At 62.3% G+C, this 24,302-nt stretch carries 23 protein-coding genes; 22 read left to right on the top strand and 1 reads right to left on the bottom strand.

What is annotated here, in order from left to right; translation table 11 throughout:
- From G3N97_RS22260 to G3N97_RS22210, 11 genes are all read left to right on the top strand, one after another.
- Window positions 1–337 (top strand): energy transducer TonB (locus G3N97_RS22260; RefSeq protein ID WP_205995141.1); only part of this gene is annotated, 337 nt, incomplete at its 5' end.
- Between the two features lie 89 nt (window positions 338–426).
- Window positions 427–1,215: a MotA/TolQ/ExbB proton channel family protein gene (locus tag G3N97_RS22255; protein ID WP_065058836.1), complete on the top strand. Its 789-nt coding sequence runs from the start codon at window positions 427–429 to the stop codon at window positions 1,213–1,215.
- A 19-nt stretch (window positions 1,216–1,234) separates the two neighbouring features.
- On the top strand, window positions 1,235–1,660 hold the full coding sequence (locus tag G3N97_RS22250; RefSeq protein WP_205995140.1) for a biopolymer transporter ExbD: 426 nt from the start codon (window positions 1,235–1,237) through the stop codon (window positions 1,658–1,660).
- Window positions 1,661–1,681: 21 nt separating this feature from the next.
- Window positions 1,682–2,110 (top strand): biopolymer transporter ExbD, encoded by a 429-nt coding sequence (locus G3N97_RS22245; RefSeq protein WP_074986894.1) that lies wholly within the window; start codon window positions 1,682–1,684, stop codon window positions 2,108–2,110.
- Window positions 2,111–2,369: 259 nt separating this feature from the next.
- On the top strand, window positions 2,370–2,660 hold the full coding sequence (gene groES, locus G3N97_RS22240; protein ID WP_065058839.1) for a co-chaperone GroES: 291 nt from the start codon (window positions 2,370–2,372) through the stop codon (window positions 2,658–2,660).
- Between the two features lie 14 nt (window positions 2,661–2,674).
- Window positions 2,675–4,309, top strand: a complete 1,635-nt coding sequence (groL, locus tag G3N97_RS22235; RefSeq protein WP_205995139.1) for a chaperonin GroEL — start codon at window positions 2,675–2,677, stop codon at window positions 4,307–4,309.
- Window positions 4,310–4,567: 258 nt separating this feature from the next.
- On the top strand, window positions 4,568–5,608 hold the full coding sequence (locus G3N97_RS22230; protein ID WP_205995138.1) for an ABC transporter substrate-binding protein: 1,041 nt from the start codon (window positions 4,568–4,570) through the stop codon (window positions 5,606–5,608).
- A gap of 103 nt (window positions 5,609–5,711) precedes the next feature.
- Window positions 5,712–6,746 carry an ABC transporter ATP-binding protein gene (locus G3N97_RS22225; protein ID WP_241030753.1) on the top strand — a complete coding sequence of 345 codons (1,035 nt, stop codon included), beginning with the start codon at window positions 5,712–5,714 and terminating at the stop codon, window positions 6,744–6,746.
- Window positions 6,743–7,633 (top strand): ABC transporter permease, encoded by an 891-nt coding sequence (locus G3N97_RS22220; RefSeq protein WP_205995137.1) that lies wholly within the window; start codon window positions 6,743–6,745, stop codon window positions 7,631–7,633. Before G3N97_RS22225 ends, G3N97_RS22220 begins: the two co-directional genes overlap by 4 nt.
- Window positions 7,634–7,896: 263 nt before the next feature.
- Window positions 7,897–9,072 carry a porin gene (locus G3N97_RS22215; protein ID WP_346778105.1) on the top strand — a complete coding sequence of 392 codons (1,176 nt, stop codon included), beginning with the start codon at window positions 7,897–7,899 and terminating at the stop codon, window positions 9,070–9,072.
- Window positions 9,073–9,363: 291 nt separating this feature from the next.
- Window positions 9,364–10,503, top strand: a complete 1,140-nt coding sequence (locus G3N97_RS22210; RefSeq protein WP_205995135.1) for a porin — start codon at window positions 9,364–9,366, stop codon at window positions 10,501–10,503.
- 66 nt (window positions 10,504–10,569) lie between these two features.
- Here the strand turns inward: G3N97_RS22210 and G3N97_RS22205 are convergent, their stop codons facing one another.
- Window positions 10,570–11,586: an ABC transporter substrate-binding protein gene (locus tag G3N97_RS22205; protein WP_205995134.1), complete on the bottom strand. Its 1,017-nt coding sequence runs from the start codon at window positions 11,584–11,586 to the stop codon at window positions 10,570–10,572.
- 326 nt (window positions 11,587–11,912) lie between these two features.
- Here G3N97_RS22205 and G3N97_RS22200 point away from each other — a divergent pair, with 326 nt between their 5' ends.
- From G3N97_RS22200 to G3N97_RS22150, 11 genes are all read left to right on the top strand, one after another.
- Complete coding sequence (locus G3N97_RS22200) at window positions 11,913–12,827, top strand: LysR substrate-binding domain-containing protein (protein WP_231957476.1); 915 nt, start codon at window positions 11,913–11,915, stop codon at window positions 12,825–12,827.
- 300 nt (window positions 12,828–13,127) lie between these two features.
- Window positions 13,128–14,159 (top strand): hypothetical protein, encoded by a 1,032-nt coding sequence (locus G3N97_RS22195; RefSeq protein WP_241030752.1) that lies wholly within the window; start codon window positions 13,128–13,130, stop codon window positions 14,157–14,159.
- Window positions 14,160–14,276: 117 nt separating this feature from the next.
- Window positions 14,277–15,131: an amidohydrolase family protein gene (locus G3N97_RS22190; protein WP_205995132.1), complete on the top strand. Its 855-nt coding sequence runs from the start codon at window positions 14,277–14,279 to the stop codon at window positions 15,129–15,131.
- A 144-nt stretch (window positions 15,132–15,275) separates the two neighbouring features.
- Window positions 15,276–17,255 (top strand): tripartite tricarboxylate transporter permease, encoded by a 1,980-nt coding sequence (locus tag G3N97_RS22185; protein WP_241030751.1) that lies wholly within the window; start codon window positions 15,276–15,278, stop codon window positions 17,253–17,255.
- A 46-nt stretch (window positions 17,256–17,301) separates the two neighbouring features.
- Window positions 17,302–17,832, top strand: coding sequence for a carboxymuconolactone decarboxylase (locus tag G3N97_RS22180; RefSeq protein WP_205995130.1), 531 nt, complete (start codon window positions 17,302–17,304; stop codon window positions 17,830–17,832).
- Between the two features lie 93 nt (window positions 17,833–17,925).
- Complete coding sequence (locus G3N97_RS22175; RefSeq protein ID WP_205995129.1) at window positions 17,926–18,897, top strand: LysR substrate-binding domain-containing protein; 972 nt, start codon at window positions 17,926–17,928, stop codon at window positions 18,895–18,897.
- Between the two features lie 842 nt (window positions 18,898–19,739).
- Window positions 19,740–20,711, top strand: a complete 972-nt coding sequence (locus G3N97_RS22170; protein WP_065058852.1) for an ABC transporter substrate-binding protein — start codon at window positions 19,740–19,742, stop codon at window positions 20,709–20,711.
- Between the two features lie 71 nt (window positions 20,712–20,782).
- Window positions 20,783–21,808 (top strand): amidohydrolase family protein, encoded by a 1,026-nt coding sequence (locus G3N97_RS22165; RefSeq protein ID WP_074986271.1) that lies wholly within the window; start codon window positions 20,783–20,785, stop codon window positions 21,806–21,808.
- A gap of 43 nt (window positions 21,809–21,851) precedes the next feature.
- Window positions 21,852–22,697 carry an amidohydrolase family protein gene (locus G3N97_RS22160; RefSeq protein ID WP_065060445.1) on the top strand — a complete coding sequence of 282 codons (846 nt, stop codon included), beginning with the start codon at window positions 21,852–21,854 and terminating at the stop codon, window positions 22,695–22,697.
- 122 nt (window positions 22,698–22,819) lie between these two features.
- Window positions 22,820–23,677, top strand: coding sequence for an aldolase/citrate lyase family protein (locus G3N97_RS22155; protein ID WP_065060446.1), 858 nt, complete (start codon window positions 22,820–22,822; stop codon window positions 23,675–23,677).
- Window positions 23,677–24,302, top strand: a 626-nt coding sequence (locus G3N97_RS22150; protein ID WP_277397756.1) for a thiamine pyrophosphate-binding protein, incomplete at its 3' end; no start/stop codon positions are given. The genes G3N97_RS22155 and G3N97_RS22150, both read left to right, overlap by 1 nt.

The following is a 24,302-nucleotide window of genomic DNA, read 5'->3' as shown; positions in this document are numbered from 1 at the left end:
GACGGCGGTGATTCCGGCGCCCACGCCGCCCGCGCCCGTCGCGCCGCCCGCCCCGCCCAAACCGGTGAGTCATGAAGCGGGCGTGGTGTGTCCGAACTCGGACAAGGTGCGCGCCAGCATGACGTATCCGGAGGAAGCGCAGGAGAACAACATCACGGGCGACGTGCTGATTTCGTTCGTGGTCGATCCGCAAGGTCATGTGACCGACGAGAAAGTCGAAAAGTCGGCGGACCCGTTGCTCGATCGCGCGGCGTTCAATGCGGTCAAGCGGTTCAACTGCATTTCGCAGGGTCAGCCGGTGCGCGTGCAGGTGCCGTTCTCGTTCAATCTGAACTGAATTTACGGTGAGTCGGCGAGGAAGATTCAGGCGCGTTCAAAACGATACGCGCCACGCCGGCCGCTGCTGTCTTTAATGTTGGAGTCCTGATGAACAAGCAATCGAAGTTTGCCGCGCGTGCGGCCCTGTCCGTCGTCGCCGTGGCGGCGGCGATTCCCGTCACGGCGTGGGCACAAGCCGCCGGCGTGGAGACCGCGAACCCCTATGGCCTCGACGCGCTGTGGAAGAACGGCGACTTCGTCGCGCGTTTCGTGCTGCTCGTGCTGGTCGCCATGTCGATGGGTAGCTGGTACATCATGGTCACCAAGTTCGTCGAACAGGCGCGCGCCAATCGCCGCGCGAAGTCGGCGGATCAGCAACTCTGGGAAGCGCCGTCGCTCGCGGCAGGCGCCGCGCAACTGGACGAACGCTCGCCGTTTCGCTTCATCGCCGAAACCGGCATCGATGCCGCCGAGCATCACGACGAAGTGCTGCTCGAAGAAGTGGACCGCAATACGTGGATTCAGGTGAGCATCGACCGCTCGATCAACAACGTCGGCAATCGCCTGCAGGACGGTCTCGCGTTTCTCGCGACGGTCGGTTCGACCGCGCCGTTCGTCGGCCTGTTCGGCACCGTGTGGGGCATTTATCACGCGCTCACGGCGATCGGCATCGCGGGTCAGGCATCGATCGACAAGGTGGCGGGTCCGGTGGGCGAGGCGCTCATCATGACCGCCATCGGCCTCGCGGTCGCCGTGCCGGCCGTGCTCGGCTACAACTTCCTCGTGCGCCGCAACAAGTCGCTGATGGAGCGCGTGCGCACGTTCGGCGCGCAACTGCATACGGTGCTGCTGTCGGGCCGCAAGCGCAACGTGCGCGCCGTCGCCAACGCGGGCTGAGCGCGCGAAGAGAGTCATCATGGCCATGAACGTAGCTCAGGACGGTGGCGAAGACGAGGTGATCGCCACCATCAACACGACGCCGCTCGTCGACGTCATGCTCGTCCTGCTGATCATCTTTCTCATCACGATTCCGGTGGTCACGCATACGGTGCCCGTGCAATTGCCGAAGGAAACCGTGAGTCCGCTGCAGACCAAACCGGACGCGATCGAGATCGCGGTCGACAAGGACGGCAACGTCTTCTGGAACGAAAAACGCGTCGACTCGCCCACGCTGCTTGCGCAACTGAAGACGGTCTCGCAGCGCGATCCGCAGCCCGAGGTGCACGTGCGCGGCGATCAGTCCACGCGCTACGAGTTCATTGGTCGCGTGGTGACCGATTGCGAGCGCGCGGGCATCACGAAGGTGTCGTTCATCACGCAGCCGCCCGCGCGCGGCGGTTGAGCGCGAGCGAAGGAAACAGATATGGGAATGCAGGTGAACCAGGGTTCCGGCGACGAACCGGACGTGATGGTGGATATCAACACCACGCCGCTGATCGACGTGATGCTCGTGCTCTTGATCATGTTGATCATCACGATTCCAATCCAGATGCACTCGGTGAAAATGAATCTGCCCGTGGGCGATCCGCCGCCGCCCGCCGCGCCGCCGCCGGTCGTGCAGGTCGATATCGACGCAAGCGGCGCGCTCGCCTGGAACGGCGCGCATCTTCAGGATCACGCCGATCTCGAACGGCATATGGCCGACGTGGCGGCGCAAGCCGATCAATCGGAGATTCATCTGCTGCCGGATAAAGCCGCGCCGTATCGCGCCGTGGCTGAAGTGCTGGCGGCCGCGCAGCGTGAAGGCGCGACGAAGATCGGCTTGATTGGAAACGAGCAATACATGCAGTAAAACTGGGGATGGCCCTCGTTCGATCCGAACGGGAGGACTTCGTTAAAGCGAACGGTGCGCCGTTCGCTTTTTTTTCGCGCCTTCGATTCGCCTTCTATTCAACTCACGCATCGCCATATCGATTGCAGGATTCGCGCGATATCGAATTGCCAATCCATTATTGGAGCGCGGCGAAGGCGTTTTCTATACTCGGTTTTCCATCAGCACTCGCATTGAACGAGTGCCAGCCCATCGCCGATAACGTTAAAGGACTACGCCCATGAGCCTGCGCCCATTGCACGATCGCGTGATCGTCAAGCGACTCGATCAGGAAACCAAAACCGCGTCGGGCATCGTGATTCCCGATAGCGCCGCCGAAAAGCCGGACCAGGGCGAAGTGCTCGCCGTCGGTCCCGGCCGGCGCGACAACGACGGGCGCCGCATCGCGCCCGATCTCAACGTGGGCGACCGCGTGCTGTTCGGCAAATACGCCGGTCAGACCGTGAAAGTCGACGGTAACGAACTGCTCGTGCTGCGCGAAGAAGACATCGTCGCAGTCGTTCAATCCTGAGGGAAGCATCGATCATGGCAGCGAAAGACATCGTATTCGGCGACATCGCCCGTAGCAAACTCATCGAAGGCGTGAACATTCTCGCCGACGCCGTGAAAGTCACGCTCGGTCCCAAGGGACGCAACGTCGTGCTCGAACGCAGCTTCGGCTCGCCGGTCGTGACGAAGGACGGCGTGTCGGTGGCGAAGGAAGTGGAACTCGCGGACAAGGTGCAGAATATCGGCGCGCAGATCGTCAAGGAAGTCGCGTCGAAAACCAGCGACGCCGCGGGCGACGGCACGACGACGGCCACCGTGCTGGCGCAGGCGATCGTGCGCGAAGGGCAGAAATACGTGGCGGCCGGCCTCAATCCGCTCGATCTGAAACGCGGCATCGACAAGGCCGTGAGCGCGGCGATCGAGGAGCTGAAGAAGATCAGCAAGCCGACCACCACGAGCAAGGAAATCGCGCAGGTCGCGACCATCTCGGCCAACGGCGAAGAGTCGATCGGCCAGCGCATTGCGGAAGCGCTCGATCGCGTGGGCAAGGAAGGCGTGATCACGGTGGAAGACGGCAAGTCACTCGACGACGAACTCGACGTGGTCGAAGGTCTGCAATTCGATCGCGGCTATCTTTCGCCGTACTTCATCAACAACGCGGATAAGCAGATTGCCGAACTCGACAATCCGTTCATTCTCCTGCACGACAAAAAGATTTCGAATATCCGCGATCTGCTGCCGGTGCTCGAACAGGTGGCGAAGGCCGGGCGTCCGCTGCTGCTGATCGCGGAAGATATCGAGGGCGAAGCGCTCGCGACGCTCGTCGTCAACAATATTCGCGGCGTGCTGAAGACGGTCGCGGTGAAGGCGCCCGGTTTCGGCGACCGTCGCAAGGCGCTGCTCGAAGATATCGCGATCCTCACGGGCGGTCAGGTGATCGCCGAGGAAACCGGCTTGGGTCTCGACAAGGCCACGCTCGCCGAACTCGGTCAGGCCAAGCGCGTGGAGATCGGCAAGGAAAACACCACGGTGATCGATGGCGCGGGCGAAGCGGCGGCGATCGAAGCGCGCGTGAAGCAGATTCGTGTGCAGATCGAAGAAGCGACCTCCGATTACGATCGCGAGAAGCTGCAGGAACGCGTGGCGAAACTCGCGGGCGGCGTGGCGGTGATCAAGGTGGGCGGCGCGACCGAAATCGAAGTGAAGGAAAAGAAGGATCGCGTGGACGATGCGCTGCACGCGACGCGCGCGGCGGTGGAAGAGGGCATCGTGCCGGGCGGCGGCGTGGCGCTGATTCGCGTGCGCCAGGCGATTCTCAATCTGCAGGGCAGCAACCCCGATCAGACCGCCGGCGTGAAGATCGTGCTGCGTGCGCTCGAAGAACCGCTGCGCCAGATCGTGACCAATGCGGGCGAAGAGGCGAGCGTGGTGGCGGCGCGCGTGGCGGAAGGCTCGGGTAATTTCGGTTACGACGCGGCGACGGGCCAGTATGGCGACCTCGTCGAAAAGGGCGTGCTCGATCCGACCAAGGTCACGCGCACGGCGCTGCAAAACGCGGCGTCCGTGGCCGGGCTGCTGCTGACGACCGATGCGACCGTTCACGAAGCGCCCAAGGCGGCGACCGCGCCTGCGCCGGGCGGCGTGCCTGGCGGCGGCGATCTGGGCTTCTGACCGGCAGCCACGCACGCGATATTCACGCGTATAGCAATGAAAAGCCACGGCATTTGTCGTGGCTTTTTCATTGTGGCCGATGCGAGCGCGCATAGGTTCGCGCCCTTGTATGCGTTAGCAGCGGCTTTATGACTCGACTGGATAAACGTATCGGATTTGCTTCGTTGTCAGGTGCAGCAGGCGCATTTAGATTGGCCTCTATCGGCAAGTTACATGCGCCTTTCAAACTCACTCAGACAACTATCACGGGGTACGCCTATGCCGTTCCTGTCTCGCGCCGCGCACGCCTTGCGCCGCGCGTTTGCGCCTTCTCTTTCCGTGGCGCTCGCCGCCGGCACGCTGGCCGCGACGCAACCGGCGCGCGCCGAGGGCACGATTCGCGTCGCCGAACAGTTTGGCGTGGTGTATCTGATGCTCAACGTCGCGCGCGATCAGCACTTCATCGAGCAGGAAGGGCGCAAGGCCGGCGTCGACATCAAGGTCGACTGGGTTCGCCTCTCGGGCGGCGCGGCCGTCAACGATGCGCTGCTTTCGGGCGCGGTGGATATCGCGGGCGCGGGCGTCGGCCCGCTGCTGACCGTCTGGGACCGCACGCACGGCCGCCAGAACGTGAAGGGCGTGGCCTCGCTCGGCAACCTGCCGTACTACCTCGTGAGCACCGATCCGAACGTCAAGACCGTGGCCGACTTCACCGACAAGGATCGCATTGCGGTGCCCGCCGTGGGCGTTTCCGTGCAGTCGCGCGTGCTGCAATACGCGGCGGCGAAGCAGTGGGGCGACAAGCAGGTCGACCGGCTCGACAAGCTCACGCAGGCCATTCCGCATCCGGATGCAGCCGCTGCGCTGATCGCGAACAGCAACGTCATCACGGCCCATTTCGGCAATCCGCCGTTCCAGCAGCAGGAACTGGCCGGGAACCCGAAGGCGCATATCGTGCTGAATTCCTATGATGTGCTCGGCGGCCCGAGTTCGGCGACGGTGCTCTACACCACGCAGAAATTCCGCGACGAGAATCCGAAAACCTATCACGCCTTCGTGGCGGCGCTCGCCGACGCGGCTCATCTGATTTCGACCGATCCCGAGAAAGCCGCCGATATCTATATCCGCGTGAATGGTTCGAAGATCGACCGCAATCTGCTGCTGAAGATCCTGCGCGATCCGCAGGTGCAGTTCAAGACGGCGCCGCAGAACACGCTGCCGCTCGCGCAATTCATGTATCGCACCGGCGCGATCCGCAACGAGCCCAAAAGCTGGCGCGATTATTTCTTCGACGATCCGGCGACGGCGGGCGGTAGCTGATTCCGCGTGTTGATTTCGCGTGCCGATTTCGTGTGTTGATTTCGCCTGCTGAAGCGCCGTAACCGGCGTTTATGCATCGCCGTGTTTTGGATATGGCGATTCCTTGGTTGGGATGCGCGGCGGCTGCCCGTATGTTGACGTTTTCTCTGCTGGAGTTCCGATCGTGACAGTCACACCCTCCCGACTCGGGGCCCACGCGCCGCTGGCGCGCCGTGGCCTGGAAGGCGCCGCGCCGAAAGCGGGCGACGCCGACGCGGCCTTCGGCCAGCGCACGCCGCGCGCCGTGCCGGGCTACGCGTCCCCTATCGCCGATGCTGGCGGCCCGCTGCTCGCCATCGACGGCGTCAGCCTCGAATATCGTAGTCGCGAGCGCATCGTGCGCGCCACGCACGACGTGAGCTTCGACGTCTACGGCAGCGACCGCTTCGTGCTGCTGGGGCCGTCGGGCTGCGGCAAGTCCACCTTGCTCAAGGCGATCGCGGGCTTTATCGAACCCGTCGGCGGCACGATCGCGCTCGACGGTCAGCGCGTGCGCGGCCCCGGTCCGGATCGCGTCGTCGTGTTCCAGGAGTTCGATCAGTTGCCGCCGTGGAAGACCGTGGTGGAGAACGTCGCGTTTCCGTTGCGTGTGGCCCGCAAGCTGCAGCGCGCCGAGGCGAAGGCGCGCGCGCTGCATTATCTCGACAAGGTCGGCCTTGCGGCCTTTGCCGATGCGTATCCGCACACGCTTTCGGGCGGCATGAAGCAGCGTGTGGCGATTGCACGCGCGCTCGCGATGCAGCCGCGCGTGCTGCTGATGGACGAACCGTTCGCCGCGCTCGACGCGCTCACGCGTCGCAAGATGCAGGAGGAATTGCTGCGCCTCTGGGACGACGAACGCTTCACGCTGCTGTTCGTCACGCATTCGATCGAAGAAGCGCTGGTGGTGGGTAATCGCATTCTGCTGCTTTCAGCGCATCCGGGACGCGTGCGCGCGGAGCTGAACAGTCACGCGTGGTCGCACGCCAGTCTCGACGATGAAGGCTTTCGCGCGAACGTCGCGCGCATTCACGGCCTGTTGTTCGAGACGGAAATGAACGCAGAAGCGAACGCAGAAGCGAACCGAGAAGAAAAGATCAACGCGGAGGCACACGCATGAGCACGCCGAATCGCGCGGCCCTGCCGCCGCTGCCGCCCGTGCGCGAGGAATACGAACGCACACTGCAACCCGTGCCGCCCGGCGGCGATTCGGTGCCGCTGCCGCTCGCGAAGCGTCTTTCCGATGCAAGCTGGTTGAGGCGCACGCTGATCGCGCTGCTGTTGATCGCAGCGTGGGAGATCACCGCGCGCATCGTGAACAACGATCTGCTGGTGCCGACTTTCGGCGCGACGTTCATGGCGTTCGTGCAAGGCATCCTGAGCGGCGAGTTGCTGGAGAAGACCGCGATTTCGCTGTCCGTGTTGTTGCGCGGCTATGCCATCGGCGTGGTGCTCGCGTTCGCGCTCACGGCGCTGGCCGTGTCGACGCGTGCGGGCCGCGATCTGCTCTCCATGCTGACCGCGATGTTCAATCCCTTGCCTTCGATTGCGCTATTGCCCATCGCGCTGCTCTGGTTCGGACTCGGCACGGGCAGTCTGCTGTTCGTGCTCGTGCACGCCGTGCTCTGGCCGCTTGCGCTCAATATGTACACGGGGTTTCTGGGCGTGCCCGCCACCTTGCGCATGGCGGGACGCAATTACGGACTGAGCGGCCTGCGCCACGTCGCGCTCATTCTGGTGCCGGCTGCGTTGCCGTCGATCATCGCGGGCCTGCGCGTGGGTTGGGCTTTTGCATGGCGCACGCTGATCGCGGCGGAACTGGTGTTCGGCGCGAGCGCGGGGCAGGGCGGCCTGGGCTGGTACATCTTCCAGAATCGCAATGAGCTGTATACCGATCGTGTGTTCGCCGGGCTCGCAGCGGTGATCCTCATTGGCCTGCTCGTCGAGCATCTGGTTTTCGATACGCTCGAACGGCTGACCGTGCGTCGCTGGGGCGTTCAGCATTGAGCGCAGAATTAACCGAATGAGCCGAATGAGCCGAATCAGCCGGATGACGCGATAGGGCGCATCCGGCGTTTTGATTTAGCCGCATTAATTCCACTCCGCAGATCCTCAATTCCGCACGGTCGTTCAGCGCGCCGTGCGTCTTTCCGCGTTAACCATTCGCTCAAGCGAGCGGCAGCTTTTCTCAATCGACCCGCGCGGCCGCGCTGGCAAAATCCTCACACAAACGGAGACAACGCAATGCATCGGCGACACATGTCGCGCGGATGGATTGCGTGAACTATTACATGAGGATAAAGACGGCCATGAGGTACAGGTCCGCGATTTTTATCTGTGCGTCGCTCATCGGAACATGCGTCGGTTCATCGTCGGCATGGGCGACGGAATCCCCGCCGTGGGTGCTGGGCGGCGAGAATACCGTCACGCTTTACGGCTCGGTCGACGAAGGCGTCGAATACATTACCGGGCAGGCGGTGGGCAAAGGCACGGCCAGCAGCCTGCGAACCGGCTGGGGAACGGACACCTCGTTCTTCGGCATTCGCGGCAACGAAGCGCTGGGCGGCAGCCTGCGCGCCATCTGGGATCTCGAAGGCGGATTCCAGGCGAGCAACGGCACGGCGAGCCAGGGCGGACGCCTGTTCGGGCGGCAATCGTATGTGGGCGTGGCGGGCGACTTCGGCAGCCTGACATTCGGCCGCCAATATACGATGCGCGCTTATGCGATCAAGCCGATCAATCCGTTCGGATTCGGCGCGCAAGGCCTGACGACACTCGATAACGGCATTGCGAATCCGCGCGCGGATAACTCGATCAGCTACCGTTACCATATCGACGGATTCGAAACCGGCGTGAATTACAGTTTCGGCCGCGATGCCGTGGACGGCGACAGCGTCGTCGCCACCAATTGCCCGGGTGAGACGTCGCCGTCGAACGAATGCCGCGAATGGTCGGCGCTGCTCAAATACGAAAGCCGCATCTGGGGGATCGTCAGCGCATACGAGCGCAATTACGGCGGCACGTCGGCGACATGGGGCGGTCTCACATCGCCGAAACTCACGGACAGCCGCTTTATTCTCGGCGCGTATTTCAACGTTCGCAGCGCGCGTTTTGGCGCGGGATGGATTCGTCGCGACGACGAAGGCATATCGACGCCGAAAAGCAATCTCGTGTGGGTAACCGGCACGGTACCGGTGAGTCCGGCGCTCTCGTTCGACAGCGAAGTGGCGGAACTCAAATACGATCACACGCCCGATAAAGCCGTGATATTCGTCTTGCGCGCGGTCTATACGCTGTCGAGAAACACGGCGCTTTATGTGACGGGCGAGCATATCAAGAATAGCGGCGCGCTCGCATTGTCGGCCAGTACGATCATTCCGGTCGTGGGGCCGCCCGAAGGCGGCTCTCAGACGTCGGCTATCGCGGGCATCCGGCATCGGTTTTAATTCAGGCCGGCCGCGACTCACGCACATTCGCGCTTCAATCAGACGCACCCGGCGCACAGGCATGACTGTGCGCCGGGTGGTTTGCGCTTTCCGCCTTCCGTTTTTCGCGCGCGTGCCTTAACCATTTGCTCACATGACCGGCCGTTTTTCTCAATGGACCGGCGGCGCTGCACAGGCAAAATTTCAGGGCATTACAAACAAAGCGATTACATGAGTCACGGCGGCGCACACATGGGCGCCGATGAGCCGCAAAGGCCTGCGATGACTCGAATCCTGGAGACAGCGACGATCATGAAGTGTAGATCCGCACTATGCGCGGGCGCGGCGTTGATGAGCATGACGCCCGTTTGCGCTTTCGCCGACGGCAGTAACGCGGCCCAGTTTCAACCGTTCGGTACCAGCTCGGTCACGATGTACGGCCTGATCGATCAAGGTCTGGAATACGTCAATAACGTGGCGAAGGGCAAAAACGCCACCACCAGTGCATTTCGTGAAGGCGACGGCACCGCCACCTCGTATTTCGGCATTCGCGGCAATGAAGATCTGGGCGGCGGCACGCGCGCCATTTTCGATTTGCAGGGTGGTTTTCAGCCGAATAACGGCGCGTCGCGGCAGGGCGGACGGCTGTTCGGCCGCCAGTCGTATGTCGGCCTCGACGGCCCATTCGGACGCGTTACATTCGGCCGCCAATACACGATGCGTTTCTTCGCGACGTCGTTTATCAACCCGTTCGGCACGGGCGCGCAAGGCCTCACGACGCTCGATAACGGCATTGCCAACGCACGCGCCGACAATTCCGTGAGTTACCGCTTTTTTGCCGGTGCACTCGAAGGCGGCGTGAATTACAGCTTTGGACGCGACGCGGAATCGGGCAACAGTTCGGTCGCCACTAATTGCCCGGGTGAAACGTCGCCGTCGAATCAATGCCGCGAATATTCGGCGATGATGAAATACGACGGTGGTTATTGGGGCGTCGCGAGTTCGTATGAACGCAATTACGGCGGCACGTCGGCCACGTGGGGCGGTTTGACGTCGCCGAAACTCACGGACAGCCGCTTTACATTGGGCGGTTATTTCAAGTTCAGGGGCGCGAAATTCGGCGTGGGCTGGATTCGCCGCGACGACGAAGGCATTGCCACGCCCAAGAGTAATCTGCTGTGGGTGACCGGCACGGTGCCGATCACGCCGTTCCTGTACGTCGACGGCATGGTCGCGCATCTACAGTACGATCACTCCGAAAACAAGGCGCTGGTTTTCGTGCTGCGCGGCGAATATCTGCTTTCGAAGGCCACCTTCCTGTATGTGACCGCCGAGCATATTCATAACGACGGCAATCTCGCGCTTTCGGCCACCACCATTTCGCCCACGGCGACGCCGCCGGCCGGCGGCTCGCAACTCTCCGTGATTGCGGGTATCCGGCACACGTTCTAGGCGCGCGGCGTGGCGCAGCCCTGAGATCGCAGCGTTACGCCACATCCGGGCTGTGAATCAGGCAAGTCAGCCGAGAAGTTTCGCCGCTTCACGCGCCGCCGACATATCGGCCACTTCCGCGAAATCCTGTTTGCGATCGAGGCTGCCGAGGCCGATATACATATCCTGCAGATAACCAATATCGGCTTCGGTCAGCGAGAGATCTTTTGAATACGGACGCTGCGTTTCGTTGAATTGCCAGATCGCTTGCGCCGATTCCGCGTCGAAGCGTTTCTGCGCGTGTTTTCGCGCGGCGAAAAAGGCGTCACGCGAGTCCGGCGACATCAGGAATTCATAGAGCGCGCCATAAGCGGCCATGACGGCGACCATGTCGTCGTGCTTGTTGCGGATCGCGTCGTCCGAGGCGTAGGCGGTCTGGAAAATGCAGTGCGGCAGCGCCTGCCACATATTGCCGTCGTTAATCACCACGAGTCCATCCCGATCGTTCAAATGCGAAATGCTCGAACAGCTCGCGTCGACTTCGCCTTTGACCACGGCCGCGTGACAATCGTCGTTGCTGCCTTTATCGACGAAACGAACCTGCGAATAGTCGATGCCGCGTGCCTTCAAAAGCTGCACCATCAGCGAATGGAGCAAGCCGCGCTCGGGCCCGACGGCGACCGTCTTGTGTTTCAGGTCCGCGAGCGTCGTTGCGCCGTCTGGCCGCGCGAACACCGTCAAGGCGCATCGCTTCATGCCCGCACCGACGATCTTCACTCGCGCGCCTTGCGCAATGCGCGACAGCACGAGGTTGTAGCCCGACACCATGCAGACGTCGCCCGCGCCCGCCGCCATGGCGTCGAGCGGGCCATGCACGCCGGGAATCTCGACGATCTGCGCATTCACGCCGAAGCGTTTGAAATAACCGAGTTCAGCCATTAACGCATTGAGCGTCGCGTTCTCCAGCCCCGGATTGCTGACGATCCGGATCGGCGCGCTCGCGCCGCGTGCGAGGTAAGGCGCGGCCAGGCCGCTCGCCGCCACACTCGCGCCCAGCAGGCCCACACCGCGCAGAAAGCGCCGGCGGCTGAATGATGGTGTCATCGGATGTCTCCGCATGCCGGTGGGCCGGCGTCTCGTGGTTGAGTCGGCGAATCGAATTCGCCAGGGATAACCCTTGCGCGCCGCCTGGCGTGTCGTGACGCAGAGAGGCCGCAAAGCCCCGCTGGGCGCGTGTTCAAGCGGCCTGCGAGCGATAACGGCGGGCAATGGCGAGGGCGCCAGGGCGCGCAGCGCGATCGTGCCAGCGAACTGTCCCCCGAGGCAATTGAGTAAAATGGCTCGAGACTTAACGAAGTTGTAAAACCGGCAGAGGTGGAGACTTGTCAGAGCTTGACTGGTACTTGCAGATCAACTTGAAGGCGCGGCATTTGCATCTTCTGGTGGCGATCGATACGTACCGAAACCTGACCCAGGTGGCCGACGTCACCCATGTCACGGTGCCCGCGGTGTCGAAGGCGCTGGCGGAACTCGAAAAGGGGATGGGACTGACGCTGTTTTCGCGCACGGCGCAAGGCCTCGTGCCCACGGCGTATGGCGAGTGCCTGATTCGTCACGCGCGCGACATGCTCACCATCCTGCATCAGGCGCGCGACGAATTGAAAGCCTTGAGTTCGGGCGCCGAGGGCAAGGTGCATATCGGCATGCTGCCGGCGTCGGCGTCGGTCTTGCTGCCGCAAGCGCTGAGCCTGCTGAAACAGCGCTCGCCGGGCACCAACGTGGTGGTGATCGAAGGCACGACCGGTTCGCTGCTGCCCGAGCTTTGGCAAGGCCGCCTCGATCTCGTGGTGGGCCGCCTGCCGCCGCCGGACACGCTCGGCAGTTTCGAAGAAAAGGAATTGCTCGAAGATCCGGTCACGCTGGTGACGGGCCGGCATCATCCGCTCGCGCGTAAAAAGAATCTGAAATGGGCCGATCTGCATCCGTATCCATGGATCTTGCCGCCGCCCGGTTCGATATTGCGCGACCCGCTCGAACGCGCGCTCGAAGTGAATGGCGTGCCGCTCTCGAATAATTACATCGAAACGCTCTCGATTCACGTCGTGCGCGCGCATTTGCAGGTGTCCGATTTCATCGCCGTGATGGCCGACACGCCGGCCAACGATCCCACTCAACCGCTCCATACGCTTCCGTTAAGCCTGCCGCGACTGCTGCGTCCCGCGGGCGTGCTGTGGAACCGCAATCGCGGCCTGACGCCCAGCGCGCAATTGATGGTGGCGTGTCTGGAAGAAGCCGCGCAACGGCTCGCCGACAAAAGCCCGAATACGCGCGAAGCGGCGGCCTGACGCCCGTTTTTCGCGGGTTTTCCGCCGTTTTACCACTTGTTTATCCTGCCGCCCGCCATTCGCGCGGGCTCGCCCTCTTGCGCCCGCGTTCTCGTATCGCGCCGGTTTGCGTTCCCTGTTGAGTCTCGTTTTACCTTAACCATTTGCTCAAACCCGGGGCCGATTTTCTCAATTGACCCCTGTCGGTGGGCTGGCAGAATTTGAATGCGTTCACTAATTCGATGAACGCAGACAACGCGATGCAGGCCGCTATCGGCGAATCGCGGATTATGAGCGGAGACAGGTACGAGCATGAAGTGGATGACCGCAATACGCGCGTGCGCGGCGTTTCTGGGCATTGCCGCGATGGCGATTACCGGACCCGCATTTGGCCAGTCGGTCGAAGACTTTTATCACGGCAAGATTCTGACGATCGTCGTCAGCGCCGACGCGGGCACGCCCACCGACATCATCGCCCGCCAGTTTGCGCGCTTCTTCGTCAATTACATTCCCGGCAAACCGCGCGCGGTGGTGATGAACGTCGTGGGCGCGGGCGGCATGGTGGCCGCCGCGTCGCTGCAGACCCGGCAGCCGGACGACGGCTCGGTAATCGGCTTTCTCCAGCGCAATAACCTCTATATTCCGCTGCTCGATCCGCGCCAGAATCGTTTCGATCCGCGCAAGGTGCGCTGGCTCGGCAGTTTGAACAAGGTCGAATACTGCATCGTCTCGATGTCGCGCTCGGGCGTGACGTCCATGAACGATCTCACGAAGAAGACGATGTATGTGGGCGCAACGGGTTTCGCCAACGAAGACCGCACGCTGCCCGCGCTGCTCGACGAATATCTCGGCGCGAAAATGCGCATCGTGCCCGGCTATACCGGACGCGGCGAAGTGTATCTCGCGATGCAGCGCGATGAAGTGGATGGCTGGGCTTCGACGCTCGATGGCTTGCAGCAGGGCGAACCGGTGCGCCTGCTCGCGAACGGCAAGATGAAGGTGCTGCTGCATCTGGGCTGGACCAGTCCCGCGCCGTTTGGCGACGCACCCAATCTGAGCAGCTACATCACCGATCCGAATGTGAAGGCGCTGTTCAATCTGTTTCTGATGCCGTTCGATGCGGGCCGCCCGATTGCCGTGCCGGAAGGCGTGCCGCAAGACCGTTTGAATGCGCTGCGCACCGCATTCGCCAAAACGATCGCCGACCCCGACTTTATCGATGCGATGAAGAAATCGGGTTATCCGATCGATCCGATTAACGGCAATGCGGTCGAGCAGATCGTCAGCAAACTCTACGCCACACCCGCGCCGCAAATCGAAAGTGCCCGCAAGCTGATCTTCAGCGCCCATTAATTACGGTACCGCCGCAAGCGTGTTACGCGCCGCGCGCGGCCGTGACCCGAATTTGAATCGCGTACGTCATGAACCTCCTCGGGGTAAATGACCGTCAATCACCGAGAGGTTCATCGCATGACACACGAAATCATCGACATTCATCCGCACATCATTTCGACCGATACGGTTCGTTATCCGATTGCGCCGCAAAGCGGTCATCGTTCGAAGTGGTCGGCGACGCGCCCGGTCACGTTCGAACAGATGATCGCCGAAATGGATGAAGCGGGCGTGGCCAAGGCCGCCATCGTGCATTCGTCGACCACGTACGGCCACAACAACGCCTATGTGGCCGACAGCGTGGCGCAAGACCCGAAGCGCTTTACCGGCGTGTATTCGTTCGACCTGCTCGCGCCGGATGCGCTCAAGACCTTCGATCACTGGCTCGCGAACGGCATGGGCGGCATTCGCCTGTTCACGGGGGGCGCGACGCATCAAAGCGACGGCAGCTGGCTCGTCAATCCGGCGACGTTTCCGATCTGGGAGCGTTGCGCGGAAATCGGCATGACGATGGTTGTTCAGACGACGCCCGAAGGTTTGTCGATGGTGGCGCAACTGGCGCAGCGCTTTCCGACCGTGAAGATCGCGCTCGATCATTGCGGCCGTCCCGATCTCGAAGACGGGCCGCCGTATGCGCGTTGCGGCGATCTGTTCGCGCTCGCGAAATACGACAACGTGTATTTGAAAATCACGCCGCGCACATTCGATATCGCGCAGAACTCGCCGGGCGGCGCCGACGCGTTTTTCCCGCATCTGGTGAAGGTGTTTGGCGCGGACCATCTGGCGTTCGGTTCGAATTATCCGGCATCGGCGGGTCCGCTGAAGACGCTGATCGAGCAGGGCAATGCGTGTTTCGCGGCGCTGAGCGACGAGGAGCGCGCGTGGATCTGGGGCCGCACGGCGAAGGTGCTGTATCCGCAGCTGGCTGGCTGAAATCGTCGTGAGGTCGACGGTCGAGGCGGCGACATGCGCTTCGATTTGCTCGATCTTCGCAGCGCGGCCTGGGCGTGAATCACGCGGGCCGTGCGTGCTCTTTCATCGGGATGACGCATGGAATTTTTCAACGACGCAACGTTAATGGCAGCAGGCCATGCGCTGTCGACGATATTGCAATTCAACCGGCTGATCTTTCTTGTCTTCGGCGTGATGGTCGGGCTCGCGATTGGTTTGCTGCCCGGTATCGGCGGCTTGACGGGCTTTGCCTTGCTCGTGCCGTTCACGTACACGATGGACCCGTACGCCGCCTTCGCGATGCTGCTCGGCATGGCGTCGGTCATCACCACATCGGACGTGATTCCGGCCGTGCTGTTCGGCGTGCCGGGTCACGCGGCCTCGCAGGCGACGGTGCTCGACGGCCTGCCGATGACGAAACGCGGCGAAGCCTCGCGCGCGTTGAGTGCGTGCTATACATCCTCGCTGCTTGGCGGTTTGATCGGCGCGCTCATGCTGGCGGTGTCGCTGCCGCTGGTTCGTCCGTTCGTGCTCTCGATCGGCACGCCGGAGATGTTGGGGCTGACGATCTTCGGCGTATCGATGGTCGCGGCGCTTTCGGGCAACGCGCCGCTGCGCGGCGTGGTGGCGGCGTGCTTCGGCATTCTGGTCGGCATGATCGGCACGAATGTCGAAACGGGACAAATGCGTTGGACCGGCGGCATTCTGTATCTGCAAGATGGCATTCCGCTGGTGCCGATCATTCTCGGCATTTTCGCGCTGCCGGAATTGTGCGAACTCGCGATTCGACGCACGGCGATTGCGGAGAACGTGCAATTCAGCTCGCGCGAAGGCATGCGCCAGGGCGTGATCGACAGTCTGCGAAACTGGTTTCTGGTGCTGCGTTGCGGCGGTCTGGGCGCGCTGCTCGGCGTGGTGCCGGGCATTACCGGCGCGGTGACGGACTGGATTGCGTACGGTCATGCGCTGCAGACTTCGAAGAACGCGAAGCTGACCTTCACCACGGGCGACGTGCGTGGCGTGATCGCCCCCGAAGCGGCCAATAACGCGCGCGAAGGCGGCAGCCTCGTGCCGATGCTGTCGTTCGGCGTACCGGGCGGCGCGGCGCAGGCCATTTTGCTCGGCGCGATGATGGTGCACGGCTTCATTCCCGGCCCCGACATGCTGACCAAGCACCTCGACTTCACCTATTCGATGGTGTGGTCGATTGCGCTCGCGAATATCTTCGGCGCAGGGCTGTGCTTTTTGCTCAGCGGCCAGTTCGCACGCATTTCGACGCTGCGCTACACGCTGATTCTGCCCGTCATCATGCCGATCATTTACGTGGGCGCGTTTCAGGGCTCGCGTAGCTGGGGCGATCTCTTCGTGCTGCTGATCGCGGGTGTGATCGGCTGGACCATGAAGCGCCTGAAGTGGGCGCGTCCGCCGGTGATTCTCGGCCTCGTGCTGGGCGTGCTGATGGAGCGCTATATGACCATTTCCTTCGTGCGTTACGGCACCGACTGGGTGACGCGACCGGTCGTGATGGTGCTGCTCGCGCTGGCGGCGCTGGTGTTTTTCCGGCCGTTATTCAACGCGCTGCGCAGCGGCGAACTCGCGCGTATGCGTCCGAGCGGCAAGATCGCATTCAAGCTCGAAGATCTCGCTTACGTGTTCTTTATCGGCATCGGCGCATACATGCTGGTGACGTCGCAAAGCTGGCTGCTGATGGCACGTATCGGCCCGACGGTGATCGCGAGCATTCTCGTGATCGCGGGATCGACGAGCCTGCTCTACAAGGTCTTTTTCGTACCGGCAAAGACGGGCGCGCCAGGCGCAGGCGGCGGCATCCATATGGACGTATCGGGCGATCACGGCGAGAAACTGCCGAATAGCGTGACGCTGCTGCGCGCGGCGAAATTCTTCGGCTGGTTCGTGGTGTTTCTCGTCTGCATGTCGTTGATCGGCATGATTCCCACGGTGCCGATCGTGATCGTGGCGTATATGCGGCTCGAAGGACGCGAATCGTGGAAGCTGAGTTTGATACTCGCGGCCTGCGTGACGGCGCTTATTTACGGCGTGTTCGATCGGATCATCCATATTCCCTGGCCGAGCAGCCTTTTCTGAATTTGCGCGCTCTTGGCAAGCGCGACGCATAGTGCAAGGACCTACCATGACGAAAAACCGACTCGAACGCATCGACCCGGATCAGGCGTCGGACGAGCAGAAGAAAGTGATTGCGCGTCTCGGCGAAGGGCGCGGACGTATTCCCACGCCGTTCAATATCTGGCTGCATAACCCGAATCTCGCGGCGGGCATGGAGATTATCGGCACGCACGTCGACCGCTCGCCGGTGCTCAGCGAAGCGGAAAGTGAAGTGGCCATTCTCGCGACGGCGGTGTTCTGGAATTCGCCTTATGTGATTGCGAATCATCGGCGGCATGCATTGAAATCGGGCGTGCCGGAAGCGGTGGTGAATGCGATCGTGGAGAAGCGTCGCCCGCAAGCCGGTGAAGACCGCTTCGGCCTCGTCTGCGATGCGGTGAGTGACATCCTTGCCGGCGCACAGATCGACGACGCGCGCTTCGCGCGCTACGACGCGGCGCTCGGCCGCGCCGTGATCGCGGAACTGCTGGTGACGGTGGGCTATTTCACGTCGATTTCGCTGGGCATGACGCTGCACGCGCTCGAACCCAAGGAATGATACGAAGGCACGGGCGGCGGCGCACGAACGCGATTGCGCCGCCGCCCGTGCATATTGCCCGCAAGCGATGGTGAAACCGCGGAGGACCGCTACGTGTCCGCACTCGACTGGTACCTGCAGATCAACCTGAAGGCGCGGCATCTGCGCCTGCTGGTGACGATCGACACTTACCGCAATCTGACTCAGGTGGCTGACGTTACGCACGTGACGGTGCCGGCTGTGTCGAAGTCTCTGGCCGAACTCGAACGCGGCATAGGATTGACGCTCTTTTCGCGCACGGCGCAAGGGCTCGTGCCGACGCAGTATGGCGATTGCCTGATTCGCCACGCGCGCGAAATGCTGACGATTCTGCATCTCGCGCGCGATGAATTGAAGGCGCTGAGTTCGGGAACCGAAGGGAAGATTCATATCGGCATGTTGCCGGCTTCCGCGTCGGTGTTATTGCCGCAGGCGCTCATTTTGCTGAAGCAGCGTTCGCCTGGCACGAATGTGATGGTGACGGAGGGCACGACGGCGTCGCTGCTGCCCGAGTTGTGGCAGGGACGGCTCGATCTGGTGGTGGGGCGTTTGCCGCCGCCGGATACGCTTGGCAGTTTCGAAGAGAAGGAACTGATCGAGGAGCCCGTTACGTTGATGACCGGGAGGCATCATCCGCTTGCACGGCGCAAGACGGTGACGTGGGCCGATTTGCGGCCGTTTCCGTGGATATTGCCGCCGCTTGGGTCGATATTGCGGGATCCATTGGAGCGGGCGCTCGAAGCGCATGATGTGCCGTTAACCAATAACTACATCGAGACGCTTTCAGTGCATGTGGCGCGGGCGCATTTGCAGATTTCGGATTTTATTGCGGTGATGGCGGGGACGCCGGCTGGGGATTCTGCGCAGCCGTTGCATACGTTGCCGTTGAGTTTGCCGAGGTTGTTGCGGCCTGCAGGCGTGTTGTGGAATCGGAATCGGGGGCTTACGCCTAGTGCTATGTTGATGGTGGATTGTTTGGGGGAGGTGGCTGAGAGGCTTAAGGGGGAGGGGAGTCGGGTGCTTGTTCGGGCGCATGCTGGTGCCTGATTTTTGGGTTTGTTTTTTGGGTTGTTGAATCCTGTTTTCGTGGCGGTATGCAGGCGTTGCCCCTGTGCGGGGCGGCACCTACTTTTCTTTGCAGCGGCAAAGAAAAGTAGGCAAAAGAAAGCCGCTCAAACCGCCAGTGTGACGCCGTCCACCTCGCACCTTCGCTGGTAGTGGTTCCGGGGCGTCTGTGACCTCGCACCACTCAACTCGGTGACAAAGCCGTCATTCATCCGGGGGCGCTTCGCGCCCCGTCGGGCATAGCGCAAACCGAAGGTTTGCGAGTGCCCCGCAAACCTGGTTTGTACCCCGCCTTCCCTCGCATACCCGGCCGTTGCGCGCTTTGCGCGCAACGGGATGTGAGAGAGCCTTGTCACTTCGTGTGAGGGCGCGGGGCGACAGACGCTCCTGCACCACTTTGAGGGAAGGCGAGTGAAACACGGCGAAGCATTAGCGGTGTGAGCGGCTTTCTTTTGCCTACTTTTCTTTGCCGCTGCAAAGAAAAGTAGGTGCCGCCCCGCACAGGGGCAACGCGTGCAGACCGCCAAGAAAACAGGATTCAACGCAAAGCGCAAAAACCCCACCAAGAGCCCCACCAAAAACCCAACCCAAAAAAAGCGCCCTATAACCAAACCCTCAACCCGCCCCAAAAAAACCCAAAAAAGCCCCCCCAAAAACACCAGCCCCGCAGGGCCTTTACCAAACAGTTAACCCCCCCGCAGGTTAATTCAATAGACGTAACCGCCGCATAGCAAGATGATTCCACCAACGCAGGATTGTGCAAAAAGGGCAAGCGAACCAAACCAGCGCGCGCAGCCCGACACCTAACTCCAACGGAGACTCAATTGACCAAGAAAGTCCACCTGACGCTCGCCATCGCCGACCACCCGCACACGGCTGCGATCCGCGACGGCTCGATCCCCATCGAAGGCGTCGACGCTGAATTCATCACCGTCCAGCCGCAGATCGGCGCCTTCCGCCGCATGGTCCGCGACGTGGAATTCGATGTCTGCGAACTGGCACCCACCACCTACATCATCGCGCGCGCCTATGGCGCTCCTTTCGTCGCGCTGCCGATCTTCGTGGTGCGCCGCTTCCACCATGAAGGCCTGCTGGTGCGCCCTGACGCGGGCATCAAGACGCCGAAGGATCTCGAAGGCAAGAAGGTCGGCGTGCGCGCCTACTCGGTGACGACGGGCGTGTGGACGCGCCAGGTGCTGATCGACGAATTCGGTCTCGACACCTCGAAGGTCACCTGGGTCGTCGACGACGAAGAACACGTCACGCAACTGAAGCTGCCCTCGAACGTCATTCACACGCCGGCCGGCACCTCGCTCGCCGAGATGATGGCCAAGGGCGAGCTCGTCGCGGGCTTCCACGGCAACGCGGGCATCGGCCGCACCGGCGACCCGACGGGCGGCTGGAAGGAAGTCGAAGCCGATTATCCGGATCTGCTGCCGAACGCCACCGAACTCGAAGCCGAATACTACGCACGCACGGGCGTTTATCCGATGCACGGCACGATCGTCGTGAAGGATTCGGTGCTGGCCGAGCATCCGTGGGTCGCCAAGTCGATCTACGACGCTTTCGACAAGGCGAAGAAGGACTGGCTCGCGAAGCTCGACGCAGGTGAACTGAACGACAAGAAGAACAAGAAGTATCTGGAACTGCGCAAGATCGTCGGTCACGATCCGCTGCCGTACGGCATCGAGGAAAACCGCAAGACCATCGAGGCGCTCGAAGCCACGGCGTTCAAGCAGGGTCTCACGCCGCGCCGCATGGCCATGGACGAACTGTTCGTCGATCCGCGCGTGTAAGTCTCGCGCCTGATGCTAGCTCGGTACGCGCCCGAGGCGCGTACGCCCCAGATTTCCGCACGGACCACATCATGATCATCGATTGCCACGGTCACTTCACGACCGTTCCCGCTTCGTTCCGCGACTGGCGCGCGAAGCAGATCGCCGCCGCCAACGACCCGGCCAACGCGCCGCCGCTCTCGGGCGCTCACGTGAGCGACGACGAAATTCGCGAAGGCGTCGGCAACGGCCAGTTGCGCCTGCAAAAAGAGCGCGGCGGCGACCTCACGCTGTTCTCGCCGATCGCCGGCCTGATGAGCCATCACCTCGGCAACGAGCGCACCAGCCTCGAATGGGCTGAAGTGTCGAACAACCTCGTGCGCCGCGTCTGCGATATCTATCCGGACAACTTCGTACCGGTCTGCCAGCTGCCGCAATCGCCGCTCGCGCCGCCGAAGAATTCCGTCGCGGAACTGCGCCGCTGCGTCGAGGAAATGGGCTTTGTCGGCTGCAATCTGAATCCGGATCCTAGCGGCGGTTACTGGACCGGCAAACCGATGACGGACCGCGAGTGGTATCCGCTTTACGAAGCGCTCTGCGATCTCGACGTACCCGCGATGATTCACGTGGCCGCGTCGTGCAACGCCTGCCATCACGGTACCGGCGCGCATTATCTGAACGCTGATACCTCCGTCTTCATGCAGCTGCTGCAAGGCAACGTGTTCAAGGACTTCCCGACGCTGCGTCTCGTGATTCCGCACGGCGGCGGCGCGGTGCCGTATCACTGGGGTCGTTATCGCGGCATGTCGCTGGAGATGATGGATCGTCCGCTCGAAGGCCTGCTGAACAACATCTTCTTCGACACCTGCGTGTATCACCATCCGGGCGTGGAACTGCTCACCAAGGTTGTGCCGACGAGCAACGTGCTGTTCGGTTCGGAAATGATTGGCGCCGTGCGCGGCCGGGATCCGGATACCGGCGAGTATTTCGACGATACCAAGCGCTACGTCGACGCCTGCGACGCGCTGAGCGACGCCGATCGTCACGCGATTTTCGAAGGCAACGCGCGCCGCGTGTATCCGCGCCTCGACGCGCTTCTCAAGTCCCGCGGCCTGTAATCGCGCCCGCTGTTCGACGTCTAGCACGCACATCACGCACACCATGAACTACATCGATATTCATCCGCACATCATCTCCGACGATGAAAAGCGTTATCCGCCCGCACCGCTGTTCGGCAAGCGTTCGGACTGGTCGCAGGAGCGTCCCAACACGGTCGAAGCGCTGATTCAGGCGATGGACGAAGCCGGCGTGGCGAAAGCCGCCGTCGTCCACTCGTCGACGACTTACGGCTTCGATAACAGCTACGTCGTCGACGGCTGCAACCAGTATAAGGACCGGCTCGTGGCCGTGGGTTCCGTCGACATGCTGGCCGACGACGTGCCCGCCGTCATCAAGGGTTGGGCCGATAAAGGCCTCGCCGGTCTGCGCATTTTCACGGGCGGCTCGACCAAGGATTTCGATCCGAGCGAACTCGACAATCCCAAGTCTTTCAAGGCGTGGGAAATGCTCGCGGAACTGAATCTGCCGATGTGCATCCAGACGGGCCCGATTGGCTTGCCCCAGGTGCGCATGCTGGCCGAAAAGTTTCCGACCGCGAAGATCATTCTCGACCACCTGGGTCGTCCCGACGTGCTCGACGGCGCACCGTACGCGAAAGCGGCGAGCCTCTTCGCCATCGCCGATCTGCCGAACATCTACATGAAGCTCACGCCGCGTATTTTCGGCGACGTGAAGAAGGAAAAGGCCAGCGCTGAGACGTTCTTCCCGCGCGTGGTCGAAGCTTTCGGTGCGCAGCGCATGGCGTGGGGTTCGAATTTCCCGACCTCGCCGGGCAAGCTCTCGGAGATTCTGGCGGACGCACAAGCCGGTCTCGCCTGCCTGAGCGACGACGATCGCGCCTGGATTTTCGGCAAGACGGCGCAAACGCTGTATCCGTCGCTCGCCTGAGCGCGGATTGCATCGCACGCAGTACGCTGGACCAGTACAGAAGATCAGTAGGCCAAACTAATTAGCAGGTGCGTGCGCCGTGACAGAAAGCGGCGCACGCGCAGCGAGACAGAGAGATTCCCATGTCCACGATTCGCCTGAACAGCATCATTCGCGCGCTCGAGTCGGGCAAGGCCGCGCACGCCGCCTTTTCCAAGCTCGACAAGCAGACCGCCATCGAGATGAGCGACGCGCCCTATGACGGCCTCGTCTTCGAAATGGAGCACAACCCGTACGACGTGAGCGCGCTGGGCGATGCGTTCCAGTACCTGCTCAACCGCAAGCAGATTGCCGAGTCGGGCTCGGTGGCCACCAAGGTCACGCCCATCGCGCGCATTCCGGCGAATGGCGTCGAGATGAACCAGAGCTTCGCCAAGCAGGTGCTCGATCGCGGCGCTTATGGCGTGATCTGGCCGCACGTCGCGACCGTCGAGCAGGCTTATAACGCGGTGGCGTCGTGCCGCTATGCGCGTCCGAAGCATGCGCCGTTGTACGAGCCGAAGGGCGTGCGCGGCGACGGTCCGGCCAACGCGGCGCGTTACTGGGGTCTGTCGATGCAGGAATACTACGAGAAGGCCGACGTCTGGCCGCTCGCGCCGCACGGTGAAATTCTTGTCGGTCTGATGTGCGAAAGCACGCAGGCGATCGAGAATCTCGACGACATTCTCGCCAACGTGCCGGGCATCGGCTTCATTCTGATCGGCGAGGGCGATCTGTCCCAGGAGCTGGGCCTGCCGCGTCAGTACGAGCATCCGGAAGTGCTCGACGCGATGCGCCAGATCGTCGAGACCTGCAAGAAGCGCAACGTGATCGTCGGCCATCCGCACGTGACGGCGAAGAATCATCGCCGCCTCGCTGAAGAGGGTTATCGCTTCCTGATGTCCGCGCCGCAACGCACGTATGGCGTGGTCGGTCTCGCACGCGAGATGGCGGGCTACTGATGAACGGCGCCGAAAGTCTCGTCGCGACCCTGGTCGAGCAGGACGTCGACATCTGCTTCGCGAATCCCGGCACCTCGGAGATGCACTTTCTCGCGGCGCTGGGCGGCAACCCCGGCATGCGCAGCGTGCTGTGCCTGTTTGAAGGCGTCGCCACGGGCGCCGCCGACGGCTGGTATCGCATGAAGGACAAGCCGGCGTCGACGCTGCTGCATCTCGGACCCGGCCTCGCGAACGGCCTCGCGAACATTCACAACGCGAAGCGCGCGTCGTCGGGCATGGTCAACGTGGTGGGCGAGCATTCGGCGTCGCATCTGAAATACGATCCGCCGCTGACCTCCGATATCGAAGGTCTCGCGCGCCCGTTGAGCCATTGGGTTCGGCGCGCGGAGTCGGCGGACAGTATCGCGTGGGATACGGCTCAGGCGGTGGCGAAGGCCAGCGAGCATCCGGGCCAGATCGCCACGCTGATTCTGCCCGGCGATACGTCGTGGCAGCGCACCGAAGCCGAACGCGTGTTGCCGACGCCCGCCGTGAGCCGACGCAAGACGCCGAACGCCGCGCGCATCGAGCACGTGGCGCGCGTGCTGCGCTCGGGCGAGCCGACGCTCATCATCCTCGCGAACAA

Origin of the sequence: Paraburkholderia sp. Ac-20347 (assembly GCF_017104805.1) — a bacterium.
GTDB lineage: Bacteria > Pseudomonadota > Gammaproteobacteria > Burkholderiales > Burkholderiaceae > Paraburkholderia > Paraburkholderia tropica.
The sequence above is the reverse complement of the archived record's forward strand: the minus strand, read 5'-3'. Positions and strand labels throughout refer to the sequence as shown.

What these genes read in the sequence shown, in the direction of transcription:
- G3N97_RS22255 (WP_065058836.1), top strand. Translation starts at nt 427, where the DNA reads ATGAACAAGCAATCGAAGTTTGCCGCGCGTGCGGCCCTGTCCGTCGTC.
- groL (WP_205995139.1), top strand. Translation starts at nt 2,675, where the DNA reads ATGGCAGCGAAAGACATCGTATTCGGCGACATCGCCCGTAGCAAACTC.
- groES (WP_065058839.1), top strand. Translation starts at nt 2,370, where the DNA reads ATGAGCCTGCGCCCATTGCACGATCGCGTGATCGTCAAGCGACTCGAT.
- G3N97_RS22205 (WP_205995134.1), bottom strand. Translation starts at nt 11,586, where the DNA reads ATGACACCATCATTCAGCCGCCGGCGCTTTCTGCGCGGTGTGGGCCTG.
- G3N97_RS22160 (WP_065060445.1), top strand. Translation starts at nt 21,852, where the DNA reads ATGAACTACATCGATATTCATCCGCACATCATCTCCGACGATGAAAAG.
- G3N97_RS22195 (WP_241030752.1), top strand. Translation starts at nt 13,128, where the DNA reads ATGACCGCAATACGCGCGTGCGCGGCGTTTCTGGGCATTGCCGCGATG.
- G3N97_RS22245 (WP_074986894.1), top strand. Translation starts at nt 1,682, where the DNA reads ATGGGAATGCAGGTGAACCAGGGTTCCGGCGACGAACCGGACGTGATG.
- G3N97_RS22155 (WP_065060446.1), top strand. Translation starts at nt 22,820, where the DNA reads ATGTCCACGATTCGCCTGAACAGCATCATTCGCGCGCTCGAGTCGGGC.
- G3N97_RS22180 (WP_205995130.1), top strand. Translation starts at nt 17,302, where the DNA reads ATGACGAAAAACCGACTCGAACGCATCGACCCGGATCAGGCGTCGGAC.
- G3N97_RS22190 (WP_205995132.1), top strand. Translation starts at nt 14,277, where the DNA reads ATGACACACGAAATCATCGACATTCATCCGCACATCATTTCGACCGAT.
- G3N97_RS22165 (WP_074986271.1), top strand. Translation starts at nt 20,783, where the DNA reads ATGATCATCGATTGCCACGGTCACTTCACGACCGTTCCCGCTTCGTTC.
- G3N97_RS22215 (WP_346778105.1), top strand. Translation starts at nt 7,897, where the DNA reads ATGGATTGCGTGAACTATTACATGAGGATAAAGACGGCCATGAGGTAC.
- G3N97_RS22210 (WP_205995135.1), top strand. Translation starts at nt 9,364, where the DNA reads ATGAAGTGTAGATCCGCACTATGCGCGGGCGCGGCGTTGATGAGCATG.
- G3N97_RS22220 (WP_205995137.1), top strand. Translation starts at nt 6,743, where the DNA reads ATGAGCACGCCGAATCGCGCGGCCCTGCCGCCGCTGCCGCCCGTGCGC.
- G3N97_RS22185 (WP_241030751.1), top strand. Translation starts at nt 15,276, where the DNA reads ATGGCAGCAGGCCATGCGCTGTCGACGATATTGCAATTCAACCGGCTG.
- G3N97_RS22250 (WP_205995140.1), top strand. Translation starts at nt 1,235, where the DNA reads ATGGCCATGAACGTAGCTCAGGACGGTGGCGAAGACGAGGTGATCGCC.
- G3N97_RS22230 (WP_205995138.1), top strand. Translation starts at nt 4,568, where the DNA reads ATGCCGTTCCTGTCTCGCGCCGCGCACGCCTTGCGCCGCGCGTTTGCG.